16 protein-coding genes are annotated in these 25,990 nt (G+C 53.0%); 8 read left to right on the top strand and 8 right to left on the bottom strand.

All coding sequences use genetic code 11. The features are described from left to right. The first annotated feature begins 103 nt into the window (after window positions 1-103). Complete coding sequence (locus NNL38_RS19685) at window positions 104-1,303, top strand: putative manganese transporter (protein ID WP_255392141.1); 1,200 nt, start codon at window positions 104-106, stop codon at window positions 1,301-1,303. Between the two features lie 579 nt (window positions 1,304-1,882). Next, window positions 1,883-2,593, top strand: a complete 711-nt coding sequence (locus NNL38_RS19680) for a helix-turn-helix transcriptional regulator (RefSeq protein ID WP_255392140.1) — start codon at window positions 1,883-1,885, stop codon at window positions 2,591-2,593. 394 nt (window positions 2,594-2,987) lie between these two features. Here the strand turns inward: NNL38_RS19680 and pdxH are convergent, their stop codons facing one another. Beyond that, window positions 2,988-3,623 carry a pyridoxamine 5'-phosphate oxidase gene (pdxH, locus tag NNL38_RS19675; protein ID WP_255392139.1) on the bottom strand — a complete coding sequence of 212 codons (636 nt, stop codon included), beginning with the start codon at window positions 3,621-3,623 and terminating at the stop codon, window positions 2,988-2,990. Between the two features lie 189 nt (window positions 3,624-3,812). Here pdxH and NNL38_RS19670 point away from each other — a divergent pair, with 189 nt between their 5' ends. The 3 genes from NNL38_RS19670 (at window position 3,813) to NNL38_RS19660 (ending at window position 9,305) form a co-directional block, all read left to right on the top strand. Further along, window positions 3,813-5,654, top strand: coding sequence for a sensor histidine kinase (locus NNL38_RS19670; protein ID WP_255392138.1), 1,842 nt, complete (start codon window positions 3,813-3,815; stop codon window positions 5,652-5,654). After that, window positions 5,651-7,003 (top strand): sigma-54-dependent transcriptional regulator, encoded by a 1,353-nt coding sequence (locus NNL38_RS19665; RefSeq protein ID WP_255392137.1) that lies wholly within the window; start codon window positions 5,651-5,653, stop codon window positions 7,001-7,003. The genes NNL38_RS19670 and NNL38_RS19665 overlap by 4 nt, the downstream gene beginning before the upstream one ends. A 355-nt stretch (window positions 7,004-7,358) precedes the next feature. After that, window positions 7,359-9,305, top strand: coding sequence for an EAL domain-containing protein (locus NNL38_RS19660; protein ID WP_255392136.1), 1,947 nt, complete (start codon window positions 7,359-7,361; stop codon window positions 9,303-9,305). 108 nt (window positions 9,306-9,413) lie between these two features. Here NNL38_RS19660 and NNL38_RS19655 read toward each other — a convergent pair whose 3' ends face one another. The 5 genes from NNL38_RS19655 to NNL38_RS19635 form a co-directional block, all read right to left on the bottom strand. Next, window positions 9,414-11,087 carry a flagellar assembly protein A gene (locus NNL38_RS19655; protein ID WP_255392135.1) on the bottom strand — a complete coding sequence of 558 codons (1,674 nt, stop codon included), beginning with the start codon at window positions 11,085-11,087 and terminating at the stop codon, window positions 9,414-9,416. Window positions 11,088-11,618: 531 nt separating this feature from the next. Further along, window positions 11,619-12,014 carry a hypothetical protein gene (locus NNL38_RS19650; protein ID WP_255392134.1) on the bottom strand — a complete coding sequence of 132 codons (396 nt, stop codon included), beginning with the start codon at window positions 12,012-12,014 and terminating at the stop codon, window positions 11,619-11,621. Window positions 12,015-12,290: 276 nt separating this feature from the next. After that, window positions 12,291-14,357 (bottom strand): tRNA(Met) cytidine acetyltransferase TmcA, encoded by a 2,067-nt coding sequence (locus NNL38_RS19645; RefSeq protein ID WP_255392133.1) that lies wholly within the window; start codon window positions 14,355-14,357, stop codon window positions 12,291-12,293. Window positions 14,358-14,516: 159 nt separating this feature from the next. After that, a complete protein-coding gene (locus tag NNL38_RS19640; RefSeq protein WP_255392132.1) occupies window positions 14,517-15,491 on the bottom strand; it encodes a ParB/RepB/Spo0J family partition protein in 975 nt (324 codons plus the stop codon). An 8-nt stretch (window positions 15,492-15,499) separates the two neighbouring features. Further along, window positions 15,500-16,714 carry an AAA family ATPase gene (locus NNL38_RS19635; protein WP_255392131.1) on the bottom strand — a complete coding sequence of 405 codons (1,215 nt, stop codon included), beginning with the start codon at window positions 16,712-16,714 and terminating at the stop codon, window positions 15,500-15,502. 1,345 nt (window positions 16,715-18,059) lie between these two features. Between NNL38_RS19635 and NNL38_RS19630 the strand changes: the two genes are divergently transcribed. The 3 genes from NNL38_RS19630 (at window position 18,060) to NNL38_RS19620 (ending at window position 24,633) form a co-directional block, all read left to right on the top strand. Then, complete coding sequence (locus tag NNL38_RS19630) at window positions 18,060-20,060, top strand: replication initiator protein RctB domain-containing protein (RefSeq protein WP_255392130.1); 2,001 nt, start codon at window positions 18,060-18,062, stop codon at window positions 20,058-20,060. A 392-nt stretch (window positions 20,061-20,452) separates the two neighbouring features. Beyond that, window positions 20,453-21,523: an efflux RND transporter periplasmic adaptor subunit gene (locus tag NNL38_RS19625; protein ID WP_255392129.1), complete on the top strand. Its 1,071-nt coding sequence runs from the start codon at window positions 20,453-20,455 to the stop codon at window positions 21,521-21,523. Then, window positions 21,523-24,633, top strand: a complete 3,111-nt coding sequence (locus NNL38_RS19620; protein WP_255392128.1) for an efflux RND transporter permease subunit — start codon at window positions 21,523-21,525, stop codon at window positions 24,631-24,633. Before NNL38_RS19625 ends, NNL38_RS19620 begins: the two co-directional genes overlap by 1 nt. A 128-nt stretch (window positions 24,634-24,761) precedes the next feature. Here NNL38_RS19620 and NNL38_RS19615 read toward each other — a convergent pair whose 3' ends face one another. After that, window positions 24,762-24,983, bottom strand: coding sequence for a hypothetical protein (locus NNL38_RS19615; protein ID WP_255392127.1), 222 nt, complete (start codon window positions 24,981-24,983; stop codon window positions 24,762-24,764). A 330-nt stretch (window positions 24,984-25,313) separates the two neighbouring features. After that, a complete protein-coding gene (locus NNL38_RS19610; RefSeq protein WP_255392126.1) occupies window positions 25,314-25,733 on the bottom strand; it encodes a universal stress protein in 420 nt (139 codons plus the stop codon). Window positions 25,734-25,990: the final 257 nt, after the last annotated feature.

The raw sequence follows: 25,990 nt of genomic DNA, 5'->3' as shown, positions 1-25,990 counted from the left end.
TCAACGGCTCCCAAAACACACAAAAGCACTTGATAATCATTCTCATTAGCGTTTAGTATGGAGAATAATCAAGCTTGATCTTTTCTGTGTTTCGGGAGCCCCTATGGCATCGCTACAAAAAGTATTCAGCCAACAGCTGCATTCACATGGCTGGCGGCTGGCAAATAAACGACTGATCCTGCCCGTCTGCCTGTTCGCATTGTTGCTCACCCCCAGCACAAACGAACTCACAGTCGGCGTCCTTGCCGATGCATTCTGGCAAGTGGCCAGTTATGTCGCAGCAACCCTGGCGCTCTATCACGTCATCGCCGACCGGCTGACCCGACAGGGTCATTTAACAAATCTGCTTGAAGGCCGGTCGCGCTATCAGGTGCTGTTTGCTTCTTTTATGGGGGCGCTGCCCGGATGTGGTGGGGCGATAGTGGTGATCACTCAGTTTGTCAGTGGCAAGCTGAGCTTTGGGGCCGTGGTGGCTGTGCTGACCGCCACCATGGGTGATGCCGCTTTCCTGCTCCTCGCAGCCCAACCAAGTACCGGCCTGGCCATTGTTGCTACTGGCTTTGTCGTGGGCCTCATCTCCGGCCTGGTGGTGGATCGAATCCACGGCGCTGATTTTATGCGCCCGGCAACCGCCAAAAAAGTCACACCTGCCGCCTGTCAGTCCACCGTTCAACCAACGACGGCTTCAGCAATGAAGCTGCAAGGGCTGTTCTGGCAATGGGCGCTGTTACCCGCTTCGATCATTGCCGTGATGGGCTCACTTCAGATCGATATCGATCAGGTGTGGCACCTTGGCAGCGGCACAACCAGCATCATCGGTGCCATTGCGGCCCTCACCGCCATGCTCCTGTGGGCAACCAGCCGGGATGTCACGGACTATCAGTCGGCAGTTTCCGAAGATCCCAAACCCACCACCAACAGCCTGTTTCAGCGCGTTGCCCAGGATACCAACTTCGTCACCAGTTGGGTGATTGGCGCATTCCTGCTGTTTGAGCTAACCCTTTTCTGGACCGGGCTGGAGCCTGCCACATTTTTATCCCAGTGGTATCTGTTGCTGCCACTGATGGGGGTGATGGTCGGGCTGCTTCCTGGCTGCGGACCGCAAATTTTGGTCACCAGTTTATATCTTACCGGCGCAGTACCGCTATCTGCACAATTGGGTAATGCCATCAGCAATGACGGGGATGCCCTGTTCCCGGCCATCGCCCTGGCACCGAAAGCAGCCCTGATGGCAACCGTGTACTCAACACTGCCGGCCTTAATTGTTGCTTACGGCTACTTTATGTGGTTTGAGCTTGTCTAAAGCCGGGGAGACGGAATGACGCACCCAACCATGATGCCCCGAGATTCAGACGATGTGAGTCAATCAGGTTCATGCGGCGAAGATGAATAGTTAATAAAAAATGGAGCTTTTGCTCCATTTTTTATTTTCACAAAAGAATCAACATAATGCATAATTTCTTCGTCCATATGACCACACTGAGAAAACCCTCCTCTTTCACATACTCTTTCAGTTGTCAATAGGTGATTTCCCCCCTTCTTTCACGACGCGCTATTCGCTATATTTCATTTCGTAGACAGGGAGCAACTACACAGTTCACTGTCTGCAGTATCCAATCGGATACATGCCAATTGAGTTTTCTTTGATATACACCCTCATATCAGAGATATGAACTAAATTGGATACCTCTTCTACACGTCGTACAGGATTGTGCTCTTCGGAGTCAAACTCTTGTCTTTGCCGGTCATCTTGGACCGGCTTTTTTTTGCTTTATCTGGATTTATGCCCAAATATCCGGCATTCGGATATTGTAAGATTTCTTCTTTCAATTACACTTTGTCCAGTCCGTGAATCAATCCGCTATATACCAGGCGACGCACCGTGAAAGAAAAAGTCGATCCCTCACTTATCCATCTTTTTGATCAACTTCCCGGATGTTGGGGATGTAAAGATGAAGACTCTGTATTTGTTTATGCCAATGAAGAATACGGAAAAATTATTGGTGTCGACCATCATTTGGATTGTATCGGCCGAACTGATTTTGATATGCCAAGCCCAACCGTTGAATGCGCCGATTCATTTCAAGAGCAGGACCATTTAGTGATGAACACCGGAAACCGGATGCGGATATTAGATATCCACCCCTATTCCGACGGTAGCTGGCGTGCACATTTATTCACGAAGACCCCCTGGAAAAATCAGGATAATGAAACGGTGGGAACGATTTTTTCCGGGGTCGAACTCAAAGACACGGCAATTTTGGAAGTGGGTCACTGGATTTGCCGCGCAGCCGGCCTCAGTACCAAAGAGCAGGCCTCGTTCAACCTGGATCTCACCAACCATCCTATCGCCTTAAACACCCGTGAATCCGAGGTGCTGTTTCTACTGCTGTACGGCAAAAAGCCGCAGTACATCGCCAAGGTCCTCAATGTCTCTGTCAAGACAGTCGAAAATTATGTCTTGCGGCTGCGCGAAAAATTTAATGCTAACTCAAAAAATGAGTTAGTCGATCTCGCACTGGATTTAGGCTATGGATCTAATATTCCGGAAAGTATGCTCAAGCGGCAGCTCTCGGTTATTTTAAAAGAATAACGATACGCATATCCCGATCCGGAACATCGTGTTTTTCCAAACTGGCATATCAAACAACGGATCAAATTGACTGAAAAACGATAAATAAATTTAAAAACAAGCAACCACACTGTATTGCCTGCTATTAATTCATAATAATTTAGAATAAAGTAAAATAACTCTTTCTATAGAGTTCGTTTACTTTACGCTTGATTGGTAGATAGCACAAAGAAAACAAAGGCATTAAACCCGGAAATATCATATCTCAATCACAAGATCTGTAAGTACTCACTTCATGAAAATAGCTAAATCACGGGTTCAACCGATCAGAGTGAGTGCACATAACAACAAAGGTGCAGCTTTCGCTACACCTTTTTTGTTATGCTTCGCGCTGTGACTACTAGGCTGCCCCCGATCAGGGTGCCAGGCGTTCAATCTGCCACTGCTCCCCTTCACGGGTAAACAAAAATCGGTCATGTAGCCGGTTGGCACCCCCCTGCCAGAATTCAATACTGCTCACTTTGACCCGATAACCGCCCCAAAATGTCGGTAATGGCACCTCTCCTTTGGCAAATTTTTGTTTAAGCTCCATAAATTTACCCTCAAGGGCCTGACGTGCTGAAATGCGGCTGCTCTGCTTGCTGGCCCAAGCTGCAATCTGACTCTCCTTCGGTCGGGACGAAAAGTACTTCATGACTTCCATTTTTGATAATTTTTCGACTTCGCCGGTGATATGCACCTGACGCTCGAGCGGGTGCCAGGGAAAATGGAGGCTGATGCGCGGGTTTTCCTCCAACTGCGCCGCCTTGCGGCTGCCGAGGTTGGTATAGAAAACGAACCCGTTCTGATCAAAGTGTTTCAGCAATACAATTCGCTGATAAGGCTGGCCCTGCGGATCGACCGTTGCAACGGTCATCGCCGTCGGATCGGTGAGCTGAGCCTCCACCGCTTGTTGAAGCCATTTGTCGAACAAGCGCAATGGCTCTTCAGGTAAATCATCACGCCGTAAGCCGCCACGAGTATACTCACGACGAATATCAGACAGTTCCATTGTTAACTCCGCGTTTGGTTATGCTGAGGAAATTGTGCGCCCAGGGGGACAGAAAAACAAGTTCAGAAAACAAAATGACCTGATTTTCAGCTGTTTAGCCTCTATTTTCATCCTGTCTTACAGCTCTGCAAGCCAGCTCGTTTTTTCCGTTGCCAAAGTTTGCTATACAAGCCGGTTCAACATAGCCGGATGATTAACGTGCATAAATTCAAATATCTGATTGTGATGGCAGGCATCGGGAGCCTGCTCTGCGCCGCCCTGGGCTATCTGACTTACCACCAGGTCGGCCGGCATACCACGGAAAAGCTGACCCTCAAAGTCAATCAACTGGGACAAAAACTCGATGCCCAACTTATGCGATACAGCAAGTTACCGGAAGTGCTGGCCCGGGATCCGCGCCTGCTGAACCCTTTGCTGATTGATACGGCGGCAGTGCTCCCCTCCGAGTCCGAGGTCGATCAATACCAGACGACCAGTGAACTGCTTGAGCAGTGGGCGTCCATTCTCGGCGCTGATACGATATATCTGCTCAACCAATCCGGCACCACCCTGGCCGCCAGTAACTGGCAGCAGGCCGACAGCTTCGTCGGTCACAATTACGGCTATCGTCCTTACTTCCGGGATGCCATCATCGGTGGCAAAGGACAATTCTTTGCCCTGGGCGTACGCTCGAATAAGCGCGGCTACTATTTTTCCTCGCCGGTTTACCACCAGTCGGAGATCATTGGGGTGCTGACCATCAAAGTCGACCTGTCGCTGATTGAAGACATTTGGCAGTACGAAGATCTGGAATATGCCATCGCTGATCCGTTCGGAGTCATTTTTTACAGCTCGGAGCCCAGCTGGCTCTATCACGCGCTGGTTCCGCTGACACCGCAACAAAAAACCCAGATTTTTGCATCGCGCCAATATGGCAATGCGCCACTCACGCCACTGACAGCTTACCGAGAGCTGGCGACGTTTCAACAAAACAACATTAACCAGATGACCCTGCCGGCACAGGATCACCAGGCTTCATTTGTCGTCGCCAGCCGCGATATGGTTCAGGCTGGCTGGACGATATACGGATTCAGCCCGGTCAATGCGGCCTATCGTTATGTCCTCCTGGCACTCTTGATGTTTAGCCTGATCTACACCTTGTTATGTCTGGCGATCACGTCCTGGTGGCAGACCCGCAGCGCCCAGCAGGCACTTGCACAGCTCAATGATAGACTCGAGCAACTGGTCATTAAGCGCACCAATAATTTACTTGAGAGCAACCAGCGGCTGCGCGATACCGTCAAGCAATATGAGCTGAGCCAGGCCGAATTAAAACAAACCCAAAGTGAGCTGATCCAGGCGGCCAAACTGGCGACACTCGGCGAGTTGTCTGCCAGTATCAACCATGAAATAAACCAGCCGCTGGCCGCCATGCGCACCTATTCAGAAAACTCGCGCAAATTGCTGGCAAAACAACGCTATGAAGCCGTTGCCAGCAACTTAGATGAAATCATTCACCTCAATCAGACTGTGGCTGATATCATTGCCCGCTTCAAAGTTTTTGCACGCAAAGCCCAGGGCAGTGAGACCAGTAACCGGACCGTTGTCGCTGATGCCATTCGTGCCGCCACCACCTTGCTCCATAATAAGCTGATCAAAGAAGGGATCATTCTGCGGGTCAGTGAGTTGCCTCCGGACATCCGGGTCAACGCCGACGCCATCCAGTTTGAACAAGTACTAGTCAACCTGCTGCATAATGCTATCCAGGCACTGGCGGGCCGACAGCAGCCACAAATCGGGATCCAGCTTCAGGCAGATCGCGACTGGGTGGAAGTTCGGATCTGGGACAATGGCCCGGGCATGGACGCTGAGCAGAAACAACAGATTTTCACCCCCTTCTTTACCACCAAAGATGACGGACTGGGGCTGGGGCTAACGGTTTCCCACCGGATCATCGACGCCTTTTCCGGCCAGCTCACCGTAACCGACCACCCCGGTGGTGGCGCGGAGTTCGTGATCACCTTGCCCCGTAGTACTGAGGATAGCGTATGAAGCCACAAGTAATATTTATTGATGATGAAAAGTCGATCCGCGACGCGCTGGGACAAACCCTGGCGCTGGAAGATTACGAGGTCCACCTGTATTCCGGGGCCAAGCCTGCGCTGGAGGCGCTGGATAACCAGTACCCGGGGGTGATCATTTCCGATATCAACATGCCGGGGATCAACGGCCTGGAGTTTCTCAAGCGAGCGCTGGCAATCGACCCTGAGCTTTCGGTGATCCTACTGACCGGACACGGCGATATCTCGATGGCAGTCGAAGCTATGCGCCTCGGGGCCTACGATTTTCTCGAAAAGCCGTTCTCGACCGATAACCTGCTTGATGTGGTCAAACGCGCTTCGGACAAACGTGAGCTCATCCTGGAAAACCGCGAGCTGCGCCGCGAACTCGAAGCGCAAAGCGGCCCCGGGCAACGCATCCTCGGCAATACCCCGCAAATCAAACAACTACGCCGTATTCTGTCTCATATCAAAGATACGCCGGCCGATGTGATGATCCACGGTGAAACCGGCACCGGCAAAGAGCTGGTCGCCCGTTTCCTCCACGACCACAGTGTCCGCCAGCATCAACCTTTTGTACCCATCAACTGTGGCGCCATTCCGGAAACCATGATTGAAAGTGAGTTGTTCGGTTACGAGCCCGGCGCTTTTACCGGCGCTCAGAAAAAACGGGTGGGCAAGATTACCCATGCCAATGGCGGAACCCTGTTTCTCGATGAAATCGAATCCATGCCGATGTCACTGCAGGTCAAGCTGTTGCGGGTCCTGGAAGAGCGCCGGGTCGAACCGCTCGGCACCAATAAAGCTATCGATTTAGATCTGCGTATTGTGGCTGCTACCAAAACCGATTTACAGCAGCTCAGTGAGCGCGGCTTGTTTCGTCACGACCTGTACTACCGGCTCAACGTGGTGAGCGTGCATATTCCACCGCTGCGCGAGCGCAAAGACGATATTCCGATGCTGTTTCAGAACTTTATCCGCACCACCGCAACCCGTTACGGAATTGAACCACCGCAGGTCGGTCTGGAGCAGCTCCAGAGCCTGCTGGCGCATGACTGGCCAGGGAATGTTCGTGAACTCCGCAACCTCGCTGAGCGTATGGTCCTGATGGGCGATATATCGAGCCTGAATGAGACCAACACATTTGACGACAGCCCACAAACCGCCAGCCTCGCCGAGCGTATCCACCAGTTCGAATACACCCTGCTGATTGATGCGCTTAAACGCCATCATGGCCGCTTAAAAGAAGTACAGTCAGAATTGGGATTAGCGCGCAAGACGCTATATGACAAGATGAAAAAACACAATATTGATAAAGATGATTTCAAGCTGAGTAGCTAACGCCCCTGCGCCCTCTCCACACCCTGCCGGCACACAGCTGATGTGCCGGCCACATGCAGCAAGGTCCCTCGGGCGCAGATCTTTACGCTGAAATCACATCGCTCGTACACGAATTTTTCGATGTATCTTCCGAAACCGTTCACCCGCAATCATCTTTCCCCATCATCACAGTGGAACTTTGTTAAATTTGGTTATCCTTTTCCGTCAGAAGTCGCGGCCGGGCAACCTGCGCCAGCCAGATGATTTCATGTTGCTAAATCTTGTCGACGCAGTGATTCATATTCTTCAACAGCTCAGCGCCACAATCATACAAGCAGACCGGAGCCTGAATTTGAACACTGCATGAGTGTGCCTTATGACTTTAAAGAAACAGTTGCTACAGCCACTGGTTGCCATCTTCTTGGTAATTCACGTTGCCATCACAGCCTGGCTTATCGCCGCCCAATACCAGCAACTCAAACAAGATCACACCGCCCAGTTAAGTCGCAATATCCAGTTGGCTGGCCAAGCGCTGCACCCGCAATTACAACAACCGGATCAGCACCAACTGCAACAGCGGTTATCTGAGCTGGCCCATACAGCTCACTGGCAGAACGCCCAACTGGAACTGCTGGCGCAGGAGATGACTGTTTCAGTCGCGCTTCCCCCAGTCGTGCAAACACCCGACTGGTTCCGCGCACTTGATTTTTTCCCCAGCCAAACCCAGTCCTACCTCATAGCCGATCACAAAAGCCTGGTGGCCAGATTGACGGTCTCTACCGATCCGCAATTGCTTTATCTGCATGGGTGGCAAGCCGCCAGCAATGCGCTGCTCAGCTTAACTTTCAGCCTGATCCTGGCACTGAGTACCCTCTACCTGGTCCTTCATCATCAACTCAAGCCGCTGCACCTTTTGGCCACGCGCGCCGATGCATTGCTGCGCAATCAGTTTGGCGCGCCGCTGGCGCTCCCCGCGCCCAGCGACTTAAAGCAGGTGGCCAAGGCCATTAACCATGTCACGGTGCAATTGGAGAAAAACTTTAAGAGCCAGGCGAAAGAAGCCATGAAATTGCGGGAACAAGTCTATCGGGATCAGGTGTCGGGAATGGGAAACCGCAGTTTCTTCATCAGCCAGCTCAATTCATGGCTGGCCAATTCAGCCAAAGGCGGGCTGGCACTCATGAAGACCTCACTCATTGATGAATGTTATCGGCAGCATGGATTTACAGCGGGCGATCAGCTGGTACGTGATATCGCTGACGAACTCAATGAAGCGATCATCTACAGTGATCTCACTCTGGCCCGACTTTCCTATGATGAATTTGCCTTGCTGGCGCCGGATATCAGCCAGGAAAAGTTATCTGAAATCGGCCAGGTCATGCTCAGCGTCGTCACCCAACAGCAAACGCGCGTTGGTAGCCAGCAAGCCGCCCCCGCTCACGTCGGCCTGATCCTCAATCACCAGGCATCCAGTGCCAGCACCTTGCTGACACAGCTAGATAATGCGCTGAGTCAGGCGGCGCAGTCATCGCAACTTATCGCCCTGATGTCCGAGCCGGCCAGCCAGGTTGCGATGGGAAAACAGCAATGGAAGTCTCTGCTAATCGAAGCGATTGACAACGATCTGTTCAGCTATCGGTTTCAGCCAGTCATCGCCGGTCAGCAAGAGATTTATCATCATGAAGTATTCAGCGCCATTCAGAAAGGGGACCAGCTTTATGCTGCCAGTCAGTTTCTCGGCGCCATTGAAGATCTCGGCGTCGGCACTTTATTTGACCGTCACGTTATCGCCCAATTGGTGAACCGGCTCAATGCCGATCCCCAACTCGGCCCTTTGTCGATCAACCTGACCAACAACAGCACCTGTGATCCGGCATTTATTCACTGGCTCAACAAGCTGCTCGATAACAACCAGGCATTGGCCGGGCGACTCTTTTTTGAAATATCAGAATCCAGCTTCATTCATCAACCTGACGCAACCAGTTTGCTTTGCGCTGCGATCCGTTTTTATCAATTCGGCTTTGGCGTCGACAATTACGGCCGCCATTTTAAGTCGCTCGATTACTTAACTGATTTTCGTCCTAACTATGTCAAAATTGATTTCGCTTACACCCATCAACTGAACGACCCAACCAAATCTCAAGTGCTCTCATCCATTTCACGCACAGCGCACAGCCTTGATATCATGACCATCGCCACGCGCGTCGAAACGGAAACTCAGCTTGAGCGATTATCCGAGCTTTTTGTCGACGGCTTCCAGGGCTTTATTACTCAACCGCAACGACGTTTTTCGAAGCCATCGCAAATCATGCTCAGCTCATAACGGCAAATATTTACAGTGTAAATTGAAGATCCGGAGAGACTTTTAGTAGGACGGGATACCAGTGGCGCAACAGACTCAGTATGGGAAGGATATTTACAGTGTAAATTTTCAGGCATGATAAGCTAAACGCTGTAAGCGCCGCTCATCATAACAAACGACACTCGGTCCGTGTTCCTCATCCACCATCATGAATTCCTTTTCAATTTGACAGCGAATATGGGCGTAAAAATGAGTAGTCGCAGTGATTTTTGCATTCTTAAGTGTCTGATCATAGCGCTGCCGCAATACTTGATAGCGGTGCTTCAAATCAGCCATTGTTTGCTGGTGAGACGCCGATGCGGCTTTTAGCTTTTCAATCAACTCCGGCGGCCGCTTCGCTGCCGTAACTTTCAGTAACTTCAACTTGGCCTGCTTCAACTTCCGGCCATTGCGGCGTTCATGCTCGATTTTTTGATAAAGTTCACCGAGCCGATCACGCCATTGCTGATAGTGACTGAAGACAACAATCTCCGTTGTCACTCCGGCCGCAGCACCAATATTGACCGCAATCACCCCCTGGCCAGCATCAACCGTACCACCGCTTAGGGTCCCTTGCCGCCGGGACTGATCCATCACAGAAACTAAGCCGGAAGTTTTGATCTGGCAGTGCAGGACATGCAGGGTACAGGATACAGATTCATGCGCGACAATTTCGGCATATTGAGCAAATTTACTAACCACTTTGCCTTTGGCCTGGATACGGCACGGTAAGGTTTTATTCTCCTGCTGGCGGCCAATAATGCCCTGCGCCACGAATATATCACCGCCGGCTTCCAACGTGGCAAGTTCGACAAAACCACTGACAGTAATATTGCCCGTTGCCGAGACTTTCATTCCAGGCTTCACATCCCCTTCAATCACAACACTGCCGTCAAACTGAATATGCCCCGTCGAAACATCCACGCCAGCCAGGGTTAACGCATCATCGACTTGGGCTCCGCACGGCATGCGGCGCGGAATTCCGGATTTCACTGCAATCAACAGACTGTCATCCGATTCATCAATTGCAGTGCCGTCACCGGGTTCAAAGGGCCTCTCCTCACCCGGGAGCGCAGAGATCAGCTTACCGAGCACATTAAACCCATCCACGCCCTGGGTTGGTGGATGTCGTTTCATGACCGCTTGCCCGGCCTCAACAGTGATCAAAGCGCCCAGATCCAGCATGTCCACTTTGCCATCCTCCGTCGCCTGAGGACACAGGATCCGCTGGCTGGCATCCGCAACCAGAGGCTCAAACCAAGTTTCCCGACCATGCTGCGGCTCGCGACCAAATGCCACCCCCATGGTTAATTTTTCTCCCGGCGCCAATTGCTGCGCCTGCACCAGCAATTCCTGAAGTACAGCTTTGCTGATCCCTTTTACAATATGATTTTCTTGTAAAGCCGTAATCAATTGTTGGCCGGTTACTTGCGCACCACCAAAAGCACCGGTGACGGTGACCGATGCCGTCATCAAATCAGGCTCGGTCTTCACCAATAAACCGGCATCCCGACGTTCAGCGATAACGATTTGGCGGATTTCAACGGCAACATCACTGTCTTGCTCTTCATTCGATACCGCAACATTTAACAGCTCGAGTGCTTCCGTGATCGCAGGTTCAAACCGATAAAAATTCTCGACACCCAATTCATGCAGCTGGGTATCGATCAACTCACGCGTGATCGGCACATCATATTGGCACTGACCTGAGTTTGTGATCAGAGAAAGCGAACAGCCATCTTGTGATAATTGAAGAAGGGGCATGAATTACCTCTGACACCAGCGATTCAGTATCTGAATATGCATTATAAAAAATACGTTCAATAGACACCCTACCACTCATCTTACCTCTGCCACAATGAGGTGGATCGCGCCCCAGTCACACTTCTATTTGCAACTTTATTGATAAAAGAAACCTCGCAGATTTACCACTCATTAGAGCAAATAAAGCAGACATCAGAGTGATGTGAGGACCACGGTTTGAGATATTGCGATGATATTTTCGGGTAAGATCTGACCCACTCCGCGTTTCCACACGGGTAGTATTCCACCCGCCGGACAATTCTACGCAATAGAGCGGCCCAGAAGGGACTAACATAACCAATTGTTTTAGAACAATAAATAAAAATAGTCCTAGTGCAGACAGATTGGCACAAAACTCGCACTACCGATATGGCAACCATTCGGTCGCGATGACGATTGAAACAATTGGACGGCATACATCCCGTACTGCGTTCCCCCAAGTTCGCAGTGTATCAAGCGTCCTGATTTGCCCCGGCTTGCCCGGGGCTTTTTTTAATCCAGATCGACGACTAAATACATCAGCTGTTCGTCAGTCAGCCAATGATTTAAATGAAACTGATACTGGCATCCGCGACCTTGGCTATCACCTCGCTCAACAGGGGTCAAATACCCGGCCAAGGCATGCATTCCCGGTAACGCCAACTCATACACAGCGGTCATTTCCAAAGGGGAGGCTGCTCGTAGATACAGGCTTCGCTTACTCAACCGTGCCACGCTGATCCGACATCCCATATCAAACAGCTGATCATCGGCAGCTATCGAATGTTTATACAGCCGTGCAGCTAACCCGCCCTTACCCGGAGAGTAAAAAAGATCGGGCTGTACTGGGTGAAATACGGGCAACGTCAACTTTTCCAAGGTCTTGCTATGAACTTTGACAAAACTCATCTCTTTCCCCCGATTCCAGTCCAGTGCCACAGATGGGCAAATTTATCCGCAAAAAAGTCTTCCTTCCTTCTCTAACTTTAGACTATTTTTCAACAATGCAGGTCCAGGCTTCAATAAATGATGAAAGCACGCCATAATAAAACATCGTTTCATTATGGCGTGCTCTTTTGTGCGACCGTTCATCGTTGAAGATTTCAGAAAGGATTTACAATGTAAACTAAGCGCGTCTCTGATCCATTCATCAAGAATTTACAGTGTAAAGATAAGAACAAAGCACTATTCAAGTGATTCGGCGACCAGTTGGCGCAGGATCGCCTCAGCCTGTTTCTTGCCGCTCAGGCCGAATTCCTGAATGACCTGTTCCCAGGACTGACGCTGCAACACTTTAGCAGCCGCCATCTGTACGTAGGGCTCGATAGTCTCCGATTGCATTAACCGCGCAGAAATCCAATACTCCAACACGGCGATAATCAAGTCATACCCCAGACCTCCCTGAGCGTAGATCTGTAACTGATGCTCAACTACGGCTGTTGGAACCGGCGGGGGGCTCGGCAAATTGAGAAGTACATTGCGATAAAGCTGACAAAACAGGTCCGTCTCCAAATCACGAAATTGTTCTACTCGCTGGGCTAAAAAATTTGCGGCAAAGACAGATCTTGCCTGGGTATACCAACACTGCGCATCATCCGAGAGCGGCAGCACAGTCAGCAAAGAACGTGCCCCACTGGCGGCATCTTTCGTGATCCCTAACCGGATCGGCTGGTAACCGGCGCGCCGCCAAAAGTCGAACAGTTCCGGGACTAAACCAAAACTTGTCCCAAGATAATCCAGTTCTTGAGCTTGAGCCCATTGTCGGCAATAGTCCAACAAACCACGGCCAACCCCCTGTTGCTGGCAATTCGGATGAACGGCAATGCGCATAATCCGGCCACACCGCTGCTCTGCACCACTCGCAATCCCCAAGTGCGCGGCAATCGACTGTGCCAATAAATGGCCCCGCGGACGACGTTTCCCCAGCACAACCTGCGCGGCCAGACTCTCGCTAAAGCCACCTTCAAGTGAGAGGAGTACACACCCGATCACCTGCTGCTCAGCTTCAGCAACAATCACCTGGACAGACTCATCATCAAGTATCTGGCTCAGATCAGCAGGCGAGGTTTGATAATGGGCATGCACCAATAACCCGAACAGCGCAGACAATGATGACTCACCATTGAGTAATTCTGACGCGGCCACCGCACGATAAGTCACCTTTTGCCGAGAGCTCACCAAATCCGGATATTCAGCATCGAGCAATAATGCCCGGTAGATCCAGCCTTCCAGCGGATCGCCTTCGGCCCAACGAATGGGCGCCGATAACTTCAGGGCGCGCCATTGCGGCATCATGATATCGAGCTGCTGACGAAACTTAATCGCAAAGCCCCGCCCTGTTCCTTCATAGCCATGAATGGTGCTGGCAAACGCAATCCGGTTGTAACGGGCCAGTACCCGCTGAAGCAACTGGGCCGGAATCGCTGCGGCTTCATCAACAATCAGAAAATCGACAACCGGCGCATCGCTGAGGAGCGCATCCGGCGCCATAAACTCGATTGAGCTGTGCAGATAATCGAGAGACCTTTGCTGCTGATACGCCAGATCAAGACATCGGGCAGCATGGCGGAACAGGGTTCCGGCACAGGCAAAAGAAGGGGCTGTTACCACAATCCGCAGTGGCCGCTCCCGCATCAGGCTGGCCGCGGCAATGCCAAGTGCGGCGGATTTACCGCGACCGCGATCTGCCGTCAGCACCAACGGCCGCTTGCGATGACCCGTGACGACCCGGCGAATGGCATGAACGGCCTCAGTCTGCTCAGCGCTCAAACAACCAAACTCCGGATCCGCATACACAGCCGATGGCGGGCAAGCAGCAGGTAACGGCGGCAGTGGTTGGCCTTGGCGCAGATAAATCACGTCCGGCGTTTGCAACAAACGATTCAATCGTTGGTGAGAAGGCCGCGCCTGGGCATGACCCCAACTCCGGGGTAACAGCAAAATCAATATCCCGCCACCGGTCACTGTACCTGAAAGTGCGCCGAGTGCATCAGGCAACAACGCCTGGTGCGCATTAAACACCAAGCACTCACACTCCTGCCCCAGCCACTGCCGCGCTTTTTTTTGCGGTAATGCCTGTATCCCGACCGGAGCCTGCTCCCCGGCCCACAATACATCGTCATACAACCGGTACAGTTGGCGGGCTAACGGCTCGCTCCACTGCCAGTCGCCCTGAATAGCCACCAGGTAACGAACATTGGCCTGCTTCGCCTGCAGATAAAGTGCCGTGGCATAGTCGGTCAGATCTAACATGCTTTTACTCGATGATGAAAATCGCAACTGATCATAGCATGGATAAATTAGAGCGCTAAGCAGCACAAAGACACAAGCTCAGGCGCCAATCAAAAGGCACAAAAAAACCACGCCGAGCATTGCTACCGGGCGTGGTTTGCGGTCTTTATCGGCTTGGCGCTACTTGAGGTAGTCGGCCAGGTAAGCCAGAATTTCGTCGCTTTGGCGCTCCGTCAGCCTTTTCAGTTTCAGCTGCAGTTTGTCACCATCACGGGTATAGCTTACTTTTCCCTTGATCAGCTCTTGCGGCTTGGGCTTCTCAGCTTCAACCTTTGGCTTAAAAGTCTCGCCAAGTTCCTCCAGCTGCTGCGTCACCTCACGGGTGATCCGGGTGATCCCCTGGGCATCAATCGATTTCCACAACGCTTCACCACCGTGGTTGATCTGGCTGAGCAGCTGTTCGCGTTGGGTTTCATCCAGCCCAAAGTAAAGACGATGAAGTTTCACAATCGTCGGTCGCCCAAGCTCCCCGACACTCGGATATGCCATCAGCAGTTCCATCGGCAAGCTCGCGGCTTTCAAGGCGCCACTGACCAGGGCTTCACTGCACTGGCAATACTTTGCCAACTCTTTCTGATCCGCAACTTTACCGGAACTCAACAACAGTTGCATCTCTTTACCGCGCTCATACAACGACAGCGGTTTATGGGCGTTGGCCACATCAGACAGGAACTTGGCATGTTCGCCGTTGATCCCTTTGGCAACATAAATGAGAAAATCTCTTTCCGCCAGAATACACGACATCCGGCGACGGCTACCATCAAGGACCTCGATGCGCCCGTCATCCAGCCAGCGACCAACGGCCGGATATTGCTGGCCACGCTCTTTCAGGGTATTTAAGATATCCGCCAGCGCATGCTCAGTCAGAAATGCCTGCTCACGCGCATTTTCTGCAAACACCTGAGTTTTTGCTGCAACTTCCGCGGCATTAATTTTGACCAGTTCAAAAGCAACAGTTTGTTCCCCGGCAACCGCCAGTTCAATCACTGCCGCTTTGTCACGGGCCGCCGTTTGCGCCTCCGCCGGGGTCGTTGCCCGGCGTTTATCCGCCTTACCGAACAGACGCGCATTGAGATCTGTGGTTTTAATTGCCATCTGCTAAATTACTCCTGATTCAAATTCGCCCAATGGCTGTGCATGACACGTTCCAGCTCTAACCCGACCCGCTGAATCGCCTCCTGAGCCGTAGATAATGTCTTCTTGCCACCTTCAAACTCAGCCGCGGTTAAGTCAAACACGGTGCTGTAGGTATCAGCGCAGGTTTCAAACGCCCGGCTACGCGGCACTGTCGCCATCATCACCTGATCCCGCATCAGATAATTCATCTCGGTCAGCACCGAGACCTGCTTCTTGTTATCATCTTCAAACATGGTTGGCACCAGGCGAATAAACTCCAGCCCATGCCACTTCTCCGGGAACATCTCGTACACCGTCGGCAGATGCTGGAAAAAATTCACGGTGGATGCCCAGTCCAGACGTTTTGCGGCACATGGGATGAGTAGTGCATTTGACGCATACATCGCATTCCACACCAGGGGATCGATGTGCGGGCCGGTATCAATCATAATGATGTCAAACTCATCGGCAATCGGATCAATCACCCGCTCTTTGAGTAAACGAACAATATCGAGATCCTGATTCACCGCCAGATCCTGCCAGGCATCGGCGTTAAACATCGCATCTTCCGGAAACGCAGCGATGGTCTTCAGGTTCGGATACTGGGTTGGCATCACCACATTTTCCATCATGAATGGCTTATCGAGCGCCTGGCCTTCCGGCACATTCCCCAGCATCACATCAACCGCAGAATAAATGGTTTCTTGATCGCCGACGCTGATCTGCGGATTCAAGAACAACCGCAATGAGCCCTGGGGATCAAGGTCAATCAAACAAATCCGGTAGCGTTTATCCAAATCCAGCGCCAGGCATGCAGCCAGATGAACAGCGGTCATCGATTTACCGGTCCCGCCTTTCTGGTTTTGCACATTGACAATCCAGGGCTTGCGGCCAGCTCCTTCGCGTTCATGAAACGCCGGCTTCTTGGCCGCAGTCATCAACTGGTGCGCTTCTTCCAGGGTGATCGAGTAGTGGTTGGCATTGTTTTTGGTGAACTGATGACCGTTCGCTTCCATTCGTGCAATCGCATCATCGAGTTTACGGCGGGTCAGGCCAGAGCGGGTTTCCATTAATGCTTTTGACATCGGCGGAAAAAGCTCTTCGCGACGCTCTTCGAGGACAATCTCGATCCGGTCCGCCTGAACCTGCTTCGTCTGCTCTGCAATATGCAGCAAGTTTTGAATCGTCTGTTCCCTATTCATTCGTATTATTCGCCATGATTAGTATTTTGCCTTATTGTACAGCAATATACACCTCATACAATAAAAAGCTGAACAGGGTTGTGTGATGTTAGTCTCAAGTAAAAATCCGGTTTTTCAGGCAAAAACCACGCACGGCAGCGCGCTAAAACCGAAAAAATAAGCCGACAATGGCAAGCTATAAAACGCAGAATAAAAGTGTTACGGCGTCACTATTTTACAATGTAAATTAGGAACCAGCCGGACCTACGCCGGAAGCGTATTATCGTATGGCAAGATTACGGTCACTGTCATTTCAACTTAAAATCACTCTCAGCCCTTGTAATAAGAAAACCCATCATTTAAACCATGAAATCAACTTATTTCATCAAACAATAGCGATCAGACTGAAATTGGTTGCTTCCAAGCGCCGCTCTGATCCGAATACCAAGCGGGTCACAAGTCACTCTCTTGATCATCCTTCCAAGCCTTGAGCCCGGATCTGAAACGATGATCAAGGGCTTCAATCCCCCGGAATTGGACTGACACAACCCGGATCGCCTGCCTGCAAGATCCGGAAAAATGATCAAGTAAGCGATCAGGACCGCCACCCAATCCGGATCTGTCCCGGAAGCATGGAAAATCCCGGCCAAATTACGGCGAATGCAGGCTGTATCTGGCTCCATGCTCATCAATCGGAGCATGATAGGGCAAGAATCGCCCCTCGTGATACCCATTTGAAATAAAATTGAAATGCAGCGTTCACCACTTGATCATTTTTCCGGATTGACGTAGTTTGTCTTCCGCTCAGGTGTGACGCCGGATAGATGCAAAGGCACCGGTCTGTTACGGGCAATGTCATTTCAACTTTGCTGACATTCCCACCGTAACGATGAACGATTCGCCGCCAGGATGTTGAACCCCCCCCAACATGATCATTGTTCCGGTTCAAAATCGGGTCGATTGGACCGTCTGATCGGAGCAAAACATAGATTGCCCCCGATCAAGCGGGATAACCCTGTGGATAAGCGGTGATCAATTCATGATCATGGTTTCAGGGAGATGATGATCATGAATGCGAGGATCCGATGATCATTGTTGCGAGTTGTATTTGATCATCGTTTCAAGTCACTATTGATCAACGTTCCGCTCCCGCATTGATCATCGTTCCGTCATGGGTGATTTTAAAGTCTTTATTTTTCATTGAGTTACAAAGAAAATCGATGCCGGATCATAAGATCACTTCATCATTTAAATCATCTAAATCAAAAAAGATCAGTATTTAACTGATTCAATAAAAAGAACTTTCTTTCTTGTTTTTTTTCGATTACTCTTTCCGGAAAGATGATGATTCTACGGCTATTGAGAGATGAACGCTCCAGATCACCACGAGAATAAACACAACGAAAAGATCCTGATCCCCGCGCCACGATCCCATAAAGACGGCCACTTGTTTGCGATCCCGGAAGCCCTGGTGGACTGGTTACCGCAGTATCAGCATTTCAAAGGCGTCACCAAAAGCATCATCGAATTACTGAATCTGATTTCCCTGCGAGGCTTGTCCAGCCGGGACGGCATGGTTTCCACCACTGAACTGGTTGAAGCAACCGAGGGGCAATTAACGCGAGCAGCCGTACAGCAACGACTTCGTGCGGCGGTCAATATTGGCCTGTTTACCCAACAACCGGTTCGTTTTGAAGAAGGTCTGGCCGGCAAAACCATGCTGCACCACTTCATCAATCCGGCATCCCTGATTGCCCAGCTCGGAGCCGGCAGCCTCAATTCCGAACAGAGCAAGGTCAAGGAAAAACAGAAACGATCCAAAGCCCTGGCTCAGAACCAGGTCAACCGGCGCCTGCTGACTGAGCACGGCCTTGGGACGCCACCGGCGATGCCGGATGAAGCGGATCAGATCGTGGTTTCGCCCACCAGCTGGGCTGGGATCATCGATCAGGCCCTGGCACCGCCGCGAACCAAGAAAAGTTACCAAAAGTCGATGGTCGCGATCAGCGGTACCAAGGCGATCATCGAAACCCGATCTGCCAAGTCGATCATGACCGTCGATGATCTGATGACCTTGTTCGCGTTGTTTACCCTGACGGTGCAATATCATGATCATCATTTGCCGGACTATGAGTTGCAGTCTCGGCATATGGCCAATAAAACCCCAATTTACATTACAGATATCCTGGCGCTGCGTGGCAAGAAAGACAGCGGTCCGGCCCGGGATTCAATCCGCGAAAGTATTGATCGGATTGAATTTACCGATTTCCAGCTTCATGAGCTGACCGGCCGCTGGCTGAGCGAGAACATGCCGGAAGGCTTTAAGAGTGATCGCTTCCGCTTCCTGGCGAGAACAATCACCGCTTCCGAAGAAGCCCCGCAGGAAGGGGAAGACGGCGAGATCCGGATCAAACCGAACCTTTACATCCTGGTTTGGGAGCCGTCGTTTTTTGATGAGCTGCTGACCCGGGATTATTTCTTCTTGTTCCCGCCGGAAATCCTGCGCCAGCATACCCTGGTGTTCCAGCTGTATTCGTTCTTCAGAAGCCGGATGTCGCGCCGGGCCAATGATTCAATGCTGTTGAGCGAGCTGAATCAGAAACTGGCGCGCAATATCGAGTGGCGGCGCTTTTCCACCGATTTGATCCGCGAGCTGCGCAAGCTGGCGGAAGGGAAGATCACCGATCACGTGTTTGCGGTGAACCTGTGGGGATACCACTTGACGATCAGCCCCGAGGATCAGGAGAAGCGCTACTGTGATTACCGGATCGATATCCGCTGCGATGCTGATGAGGTGATCCGTTACTCCCGCGCCAAAACCACCAATGAGGGCAAGCGGACCATGGCCCCGACCATGCCGAACCCGCTGCGCAATGAAATATTGCCCAAACAGGAACTTGATCAGCTTTCCGAGATCATCGACGGTGAGTTTGAGCCGATCCAGCGCAAGGAGGGCCGTAGCAAGGGCCGTCTCGGCCGCAGGGTGAAACTGAGAAAGCATCTGGTGGAGATCAATGCCGACGAGCTGACCATCATCCTGTCTAAATATACCTCCTCAGAGGCGCTCCAGCGCAGTATCACGGCGCTATCGGCGATGACTGGGCATTCTGCCGCCTCAATCTCTGAAGAGTGCCACGGGCTTCTGGAGAAGCTTGACTGGCTACGCGTCGGTGAAGAGGTGGTGCCGTACGAAACGCTCAGTCAGACCATTGAGCTCTACAATACCCAGCAGGAAGAACGTCATCTGTCAATTGAGCGCCTGATCTCTGGCCTGGCGGTACGGCGTAAGGTATGTAAATTGGTTCATCAGGGCCATATGAATGAGCAGGTGATGACGGCGCTGGATGATATGGCGCGCGGAATTTAAATTATACCGTGATATTGAGTCCAATTTTCAGGGGCTGACAAAACTCGAACAGAGTTCTGACATAACCCTGACATGACAGTCGCGTTATCCGGCATACTTGATCGTGATATAACCTTTGTCCCTTTCGAAATGCGATGAAAGACCTGAAATGGTTGTCGGAGTCATTCATCTGCCACCCTTCGAAAAGCATATATGAGTTTTTGCGAGCCCCTGCGGCTCGCTTTTTTTTGCCTGTCGTTTACCCCCGTCGTTTGATTTACCCGGCCTCCCGGGGTTTCCTGCTGCCTATACTTATACCAATTCAATAATGATCTCCGTCGCCGGAACAGGCGTAGCGGAGACAGTAAGCCTTTTTATTGACGATGCTGTGGCGCAGGTATCAGGCAGGGATCATGAAATCGACCTTGATTATTGGCGTGATTGTTCTGGCCGCTCTGGCGGTTGGGGTGTGGTACAAAGAGCTCGGTGGCAGTCAGGGGGCGGTATATTCCGCCAGGGTGCCCAGTGTGGTGGTGGCCAGCGTACGACGTGAATCTGTGCGACGAGAAGTGGAAGCGCTCGGTACGGTGAAATCTCGCGAATCTGTGGTACTGTCGGCCAAAGTGACCGAAAAAGTCGAGCAGGTCCACTTCAGTGACGGCCAGCAGGTGCGCCGGGGTGAGCTGTTGGTGACCCTGCGTGCGGGGGAGCAGCAGGCCAAGGTGCGGGCGGCCCGGGCTAACCTCCGGGAGCAGGAGCGGGAATACCGGCGTATTGAAGGGCTGGTGCGGCGCAACACCATTGCCCGTTCCGAGCTGGATCGGCTCCAGACGGATATCGAAGTGGCCCGGGCAGTGCTGGCTCAGAACCAGGCGGAGCTGGAGGCCCGTTTTATTCACGCGCCTTTTGCCGGATTGCTGGGGTTTCGCCAGATTAGCCCCGGCGCCCTGGTAACGCCGGGCACTGTGATCAGCACACTCGATGATCTGGCAATCGTCAAACTCGACTTTGCCGTCTCTGAGCAGTATATCGGCCAGTTGAGCGTCGGCTCTGCCATTGAAGGCCGTGTGGCGGCTTTTCCGGAGCAACGCTTTACCGGCCGGGTGAGCGGGGTCGACAGCCGGGTGAATCCACTAACCCGGGCGATCGTGGTCCGGGCTGAAATTGCCAATCCTCAGTTGCTGCTGCGTCCCGGCATGCTGATGACGCTGCAGCTGATTGTGGATCAGCATGCTGGTCTGGTGGTGCCGGAAGAGGCCTTGGTAGCCCGGCAGCAATCGCATTACCTGTTTGTGGTAACGCCGGACAAGATGGTGGAGCAGCGCCTGGTTGAGGTTGGTTACCGCAGTCGCGGCCGCGCGGAGATTGTCAGTGGGGTCGCAGAAGGCGAGCAAATCATTACCCGAGGTATTGAGCGGGTCCGGCCGGGACAAACAGTCGAGACGCGCGCTGCTGAGCGCTTCACCTACCAGGAGGCCGGCTGATGCTGCTGACCGATCTTGCCGTTAAGCGGCCGGTGCTGGGCTCGGTGATCAGTTTGCTGCTGATCACTTTTGGCTTGGTGGCCTACCAGCAATTGCCTTTACGGGAATATCCCAACATTGATCCGCCGGTAGTTACCGTTTCGACCAATTACCGCGGGGCTTCGGCGGCGATCGTCGAGAGCCGGATCACCCAGGTGGTGGAGGATCAGGTTTCGGGCCTCGCCGGGATCCGCAATATCAGCTCCCAGAGCAGCGACGGGCGCTCGAGCGTCACCCTGGAATTCGGGATCGGGCGGGATATTGATGCCGCGGCCAATGATGTCCGGGATCGGATCGCCGGTTTGCTCAATCGCTTGCCGGAAGAGGCGGATCCGCCGGAAGTGGAAAAAGCGGCTGGCAGCTCAGAGGTGATCATGTGGCTTAACCTGGTCTCCGATCGCCTCAACACCCTCGAGCTGACCGATTATGCCCAGCGCTACCTGGTGGATCGTTTTTCGGTGATCGACGGGGTGGCTAATATCCGCATCGGTGGCGGCAAGCAGTACGCGTTGCGTATTTGGCTCGACCGCCAGAAGTTGGCGGCCCGCGGCCTGACAGTGGCCGATGTGGAAGATGCCCTGCGCTCGGACAATGTCGAGCTGCCGGCCGGCTCGCTGGAGTCCCGGCATCGTCAGTTTTCCATCCGCACCCAGCGTAGTTTTGTGGCCCCGGAAGACTTTGCCCAGCTGGTGGTCGGCGCCGGTGATGACGGTTACCTGATCCGGCTGGGGGATGTGGCCCGGGTGTCGCTGGCGGCCGAAGAAGAGCGGATCACTTTCCGCGGCAATACCCAGGATATGATCGGGATAGGTATCACCCGCCAGTCGACGGCCAACACCCTGGCCGTTGCCAATGCCGCCAATGCCCTGGTAGATCAACTCAATCCGACATTGCCGGAAGGGATGGAGATCAAGCGCTCCTATGACTCCTCGGTGTTTATCCAGGCCTCCATTGATGAAGTCTACAAAACCCTGCTGATTGCCCTGAGCCTGGTGGTGCTGGTGATTTACCTGTTTCTCGGCAGTGTTCGGGCGATGCTGATCCCGGCCCTGACGTTGCCGGTCTCGCTGATCGGCAGTTTTATTGTCCTGTTCGCGCTCGGCTATACCATCAACCTGCTCACTCTGCTGGCCTTGTTGCTGGCGATCGGGATCGTGGTTGACGATGCGATAGTGATGCTGGAGAACATTCACCGCCGGATCGAGCTGGGGGAGCCGCCGCTCAAGGCGGCGTTTCTCGGCGCACGCCAGGTCAGTTTCGCCATCATTGCCACCACCGTGGTGCTGGTATCGGTGTTCCTGCCGATCGGCTTTCTCCAGGGGGATTTGGGCAAGCTGTTTCGTGAGTTCTCTATTGCCATCAGTGCGGCAGTGATCTTGTCCTCGTTGGTTGCGCTGACGCTGAGCCCGATGATGGGCTCGAAACTGATGCGTCCGGTCTCATCTGAGCCGTGGCTGGTGAAGGTGATGACCGGCTTGCTGGCCCGGGCGACGGAAGCGTATCGCCGTGCGCTGGGGCAGTGGATCCGCCGGCCTGTCTGGGTGGTTGGGATCATTGTGGTGGCGCTGGCCGGCAGTGGCTGGCTGGCGAGCCGGATCCCCTCCGAATTTGCCCCCAGAGAAGATCGCGGGGCGATGTTTATCATCATCAACGGCCCGCAGGGGGCCAGCTTTGAGTTTATGCAACCTTACATGAATGAAATCGAGCACCGGCTGATGCCGTTGGTGGACGCCGGGGAAATTAAGCGCCTGCTGGTCCGGGCGCCCCGGGGTTGGGGACGGATTGAGGATTTCTCCAACGGGTTTGCGATTGTGGTACTGGAAGACTGGGCCCAGCGCCGTAGTGCCGGCGCCATCACCCGCGACATTCAGCAGCGACTGGGCGATCTGGTTGGGGTGCGGGCTTTTGCGGTGATGCGCCAGCCGTTCGGCCGCGGGGTCGGTAAACCGTTGCAGTTTGTGCTCGGTGGCGGCAGCTACGAAGAGCTGGCCCGGTGGCGGGATATCCTGCTGGAAGAGGCCGGCAACAATCCCGGCCTGACCGGGTTGGATCACGACTACAAAGAGACCAAACCGCAGTTCCGGGTGGCAATTGATCGCAATCGGGCCGGCGATCTCGGGGTGTCGCTGCGCGATGTCGGCCGCACGCTGGAGTCGATGCTCGGCTCCCGGCTGGTCACCACCTATCAGTGGCGAGGCGAAGAGTATGACGTAGTGATTGAAGGCCAGCGCGAGCGGCAGAATACCGCGGCGGATATGAGCAACCTCTATGTCCGCTCCGATCGCAGCGGCGAGCTGATCCCGCTGTCGAGCCTGATCAGCGTGACCGAGTTTGCCGATGCGCCGCAGCTCAACCGCTACAACCGGGTCAGGGCGATTACCATTGAGGCCAACCTGGCCGATGACTACACCCTGGGCGAAGGGCTCGATTATTTAAACGCCCTGACCCGGCAGCTGTTGCCGCCTGACGCCGTGGTGAACTACAAGGGGCCGTCCCAGGATTATCAGGACTCGAGCACTTCGGTACTGTTTGTCTTTTTGCTGGCGCTGGTGGTGGTGTTCCTGGTGCTGGCCGCCCAATTTGAGAGCTACATTCACCCGTTTGTGATCATGCTGACGGTGCCGCTTGCGACGTTCGGCGCCTTGCTCGGGCTCTACTTCACCGATCAGAGTCTGAATATTTATTCACAGATCGGGATCATCATGCTGGTGGGGCTGGCGGCGAAGAACGGGATCCTGATTGTTGAGTTTGCCAACCAGCTCCGGGATCAGGGCGAAGCCTTTGAACAGGCAATCATTGATGCGGCAGCGGCGCGGCTGCGTCCGATCCTGATGACGGCGATCACCACAGCTGCCGGTGCGGTGCCGCTGATCCTTGCCACCGGGGCCGGGGCGGAAACCCGGCTGGTGATCGGGATTGTGGTGATGGTCGGGATTACGGTGGCGACCGTGTTTACCCTGCTGGTGATCCCGGTGGTCTACAGCTTGCTGGCCCGCCGCACGCATAGTCCGGAGTTCGTGGCGCGTCAACTGGCGCAGCAGTTAGCGCGAGAGGATAAACCGGGCTCATAGAAGATAGGCGAGGGCGTGTTGCCCCAAGGCCCCTGGCGTGGCTGGCTCTTGCTCTGGTGGCAGGATGGTTGCTGAAGGGCTAACGATAATAAATCAAGTGAACAAATCCAAACCGCGGAGCAGGGCGCTCAGGCAGCCTGCTGGCCGGAAAAATAGCGGTTGTGTTCCCAGCAAGCGCTGGCCGGGGAAGGTGCTCGATCAAGTTTGGCTGCTGTCGTCTGGGTCGCGTGGCCTGTTCCTGGTGATCTGCCGAGCAGCACATCAACGCAGTGGTTGAACTCACTGAATCCCATAGGGCGTTGTTGCTTTGCGGGCGCCGGATTGACCTCGGAGCGTTTCACAGTTTGCATTTCTTCTACAGCCTTACGTCGGACAACAATTGTTACTGTTGGATGTCGGGCATTGTGGCGGCCGAATATGACAGTCTCATGGCGAAATGATGAGAGATTTATCACAATGCAAATCGTTTTTATCAATGAAATCCAATCGGTTAGCGATCAAGTCCTGAGTCGGTTGCCATAATCTGCTTGCGATATTGCGCTTCCGTGGCGTAGTCCCGGCTGTCGGCCCGGTCGAGAAAGACGATCCCGACGCCCTGATGTTCGCGCATGATCTGCTCCAGGCTGCGAAACAGGGCGGTATGTTCTTTGAACTGGGCCGGGGTAAGCGGCGCACCAGCTTCAGGGCGCGCGGACTAAGAATACCGAAGTTTTGCAGTGGGTCGCAATATAGCTGCCGTGATTGGCAAAGAGATAGTCGCTGACGTTGGGAATATGAGTGGCCATGAGCACCAGATCTGCACCGACTTCCTGAATGGTTTGAAGCAGTTTCTTGTTCAGTTCGGCAGTCGGATCAACACTGAACACCGGGTGACACTCGGCCTCAAAGCCGTAATGGCGACTCTGCTCCCGGGTGAAATAGGCCAGCTTGGCTTTGAATTCCTTGGGATTATGGGCAATCTCAGTCGGTGCGGAAAGTGAGACGCCAACGAAGACTACCTTGGCGTTATCGGCTTTGGCCAGGTGCCCGACCACATCCAGTGAGTGTCTGAGATTCTCTTCGTGCCTGAGATCCACGGGTACCATAATTGTTTTGAACATAATCTCCCCCCCCGAGCGTTCCATGATGAATACGCGACGTTGTGATCTTCTCGCGGTCCTTCTGCAAGTGTAATGTATTGAGCCTGAGTTGCTGTGCCATTTATGCATTCGTATCGGGCTCGCTTGTTTTGATGACCCGGCATGTCGCTGCGGCGTATTTCCATGAAGTGACTCGAGAATTGTTTACTTTGTCATCACCTTGTCTGCCCTTGTGGCTCAATTGCATCAATAATGAGGCCAAACAGACAGACAAGGAG

Origin of the sequence: Photobacterium atrarenae (assembly GCF_024380015.1) — a bacterium.
In the GTDB taxonomy this organism is placed as follows: Bacteria; Pseudomonadota; Gammaproteobacteria; order Enterobacterales; family Vibrionaceae; genus Photobacterium; species Photobacterium atrarenae.
The sequence above is the reverse complement of the archived record's forward strand: the minus strand, read 5'-3'. Positions and strand labels throughout refer to the sequence as shown.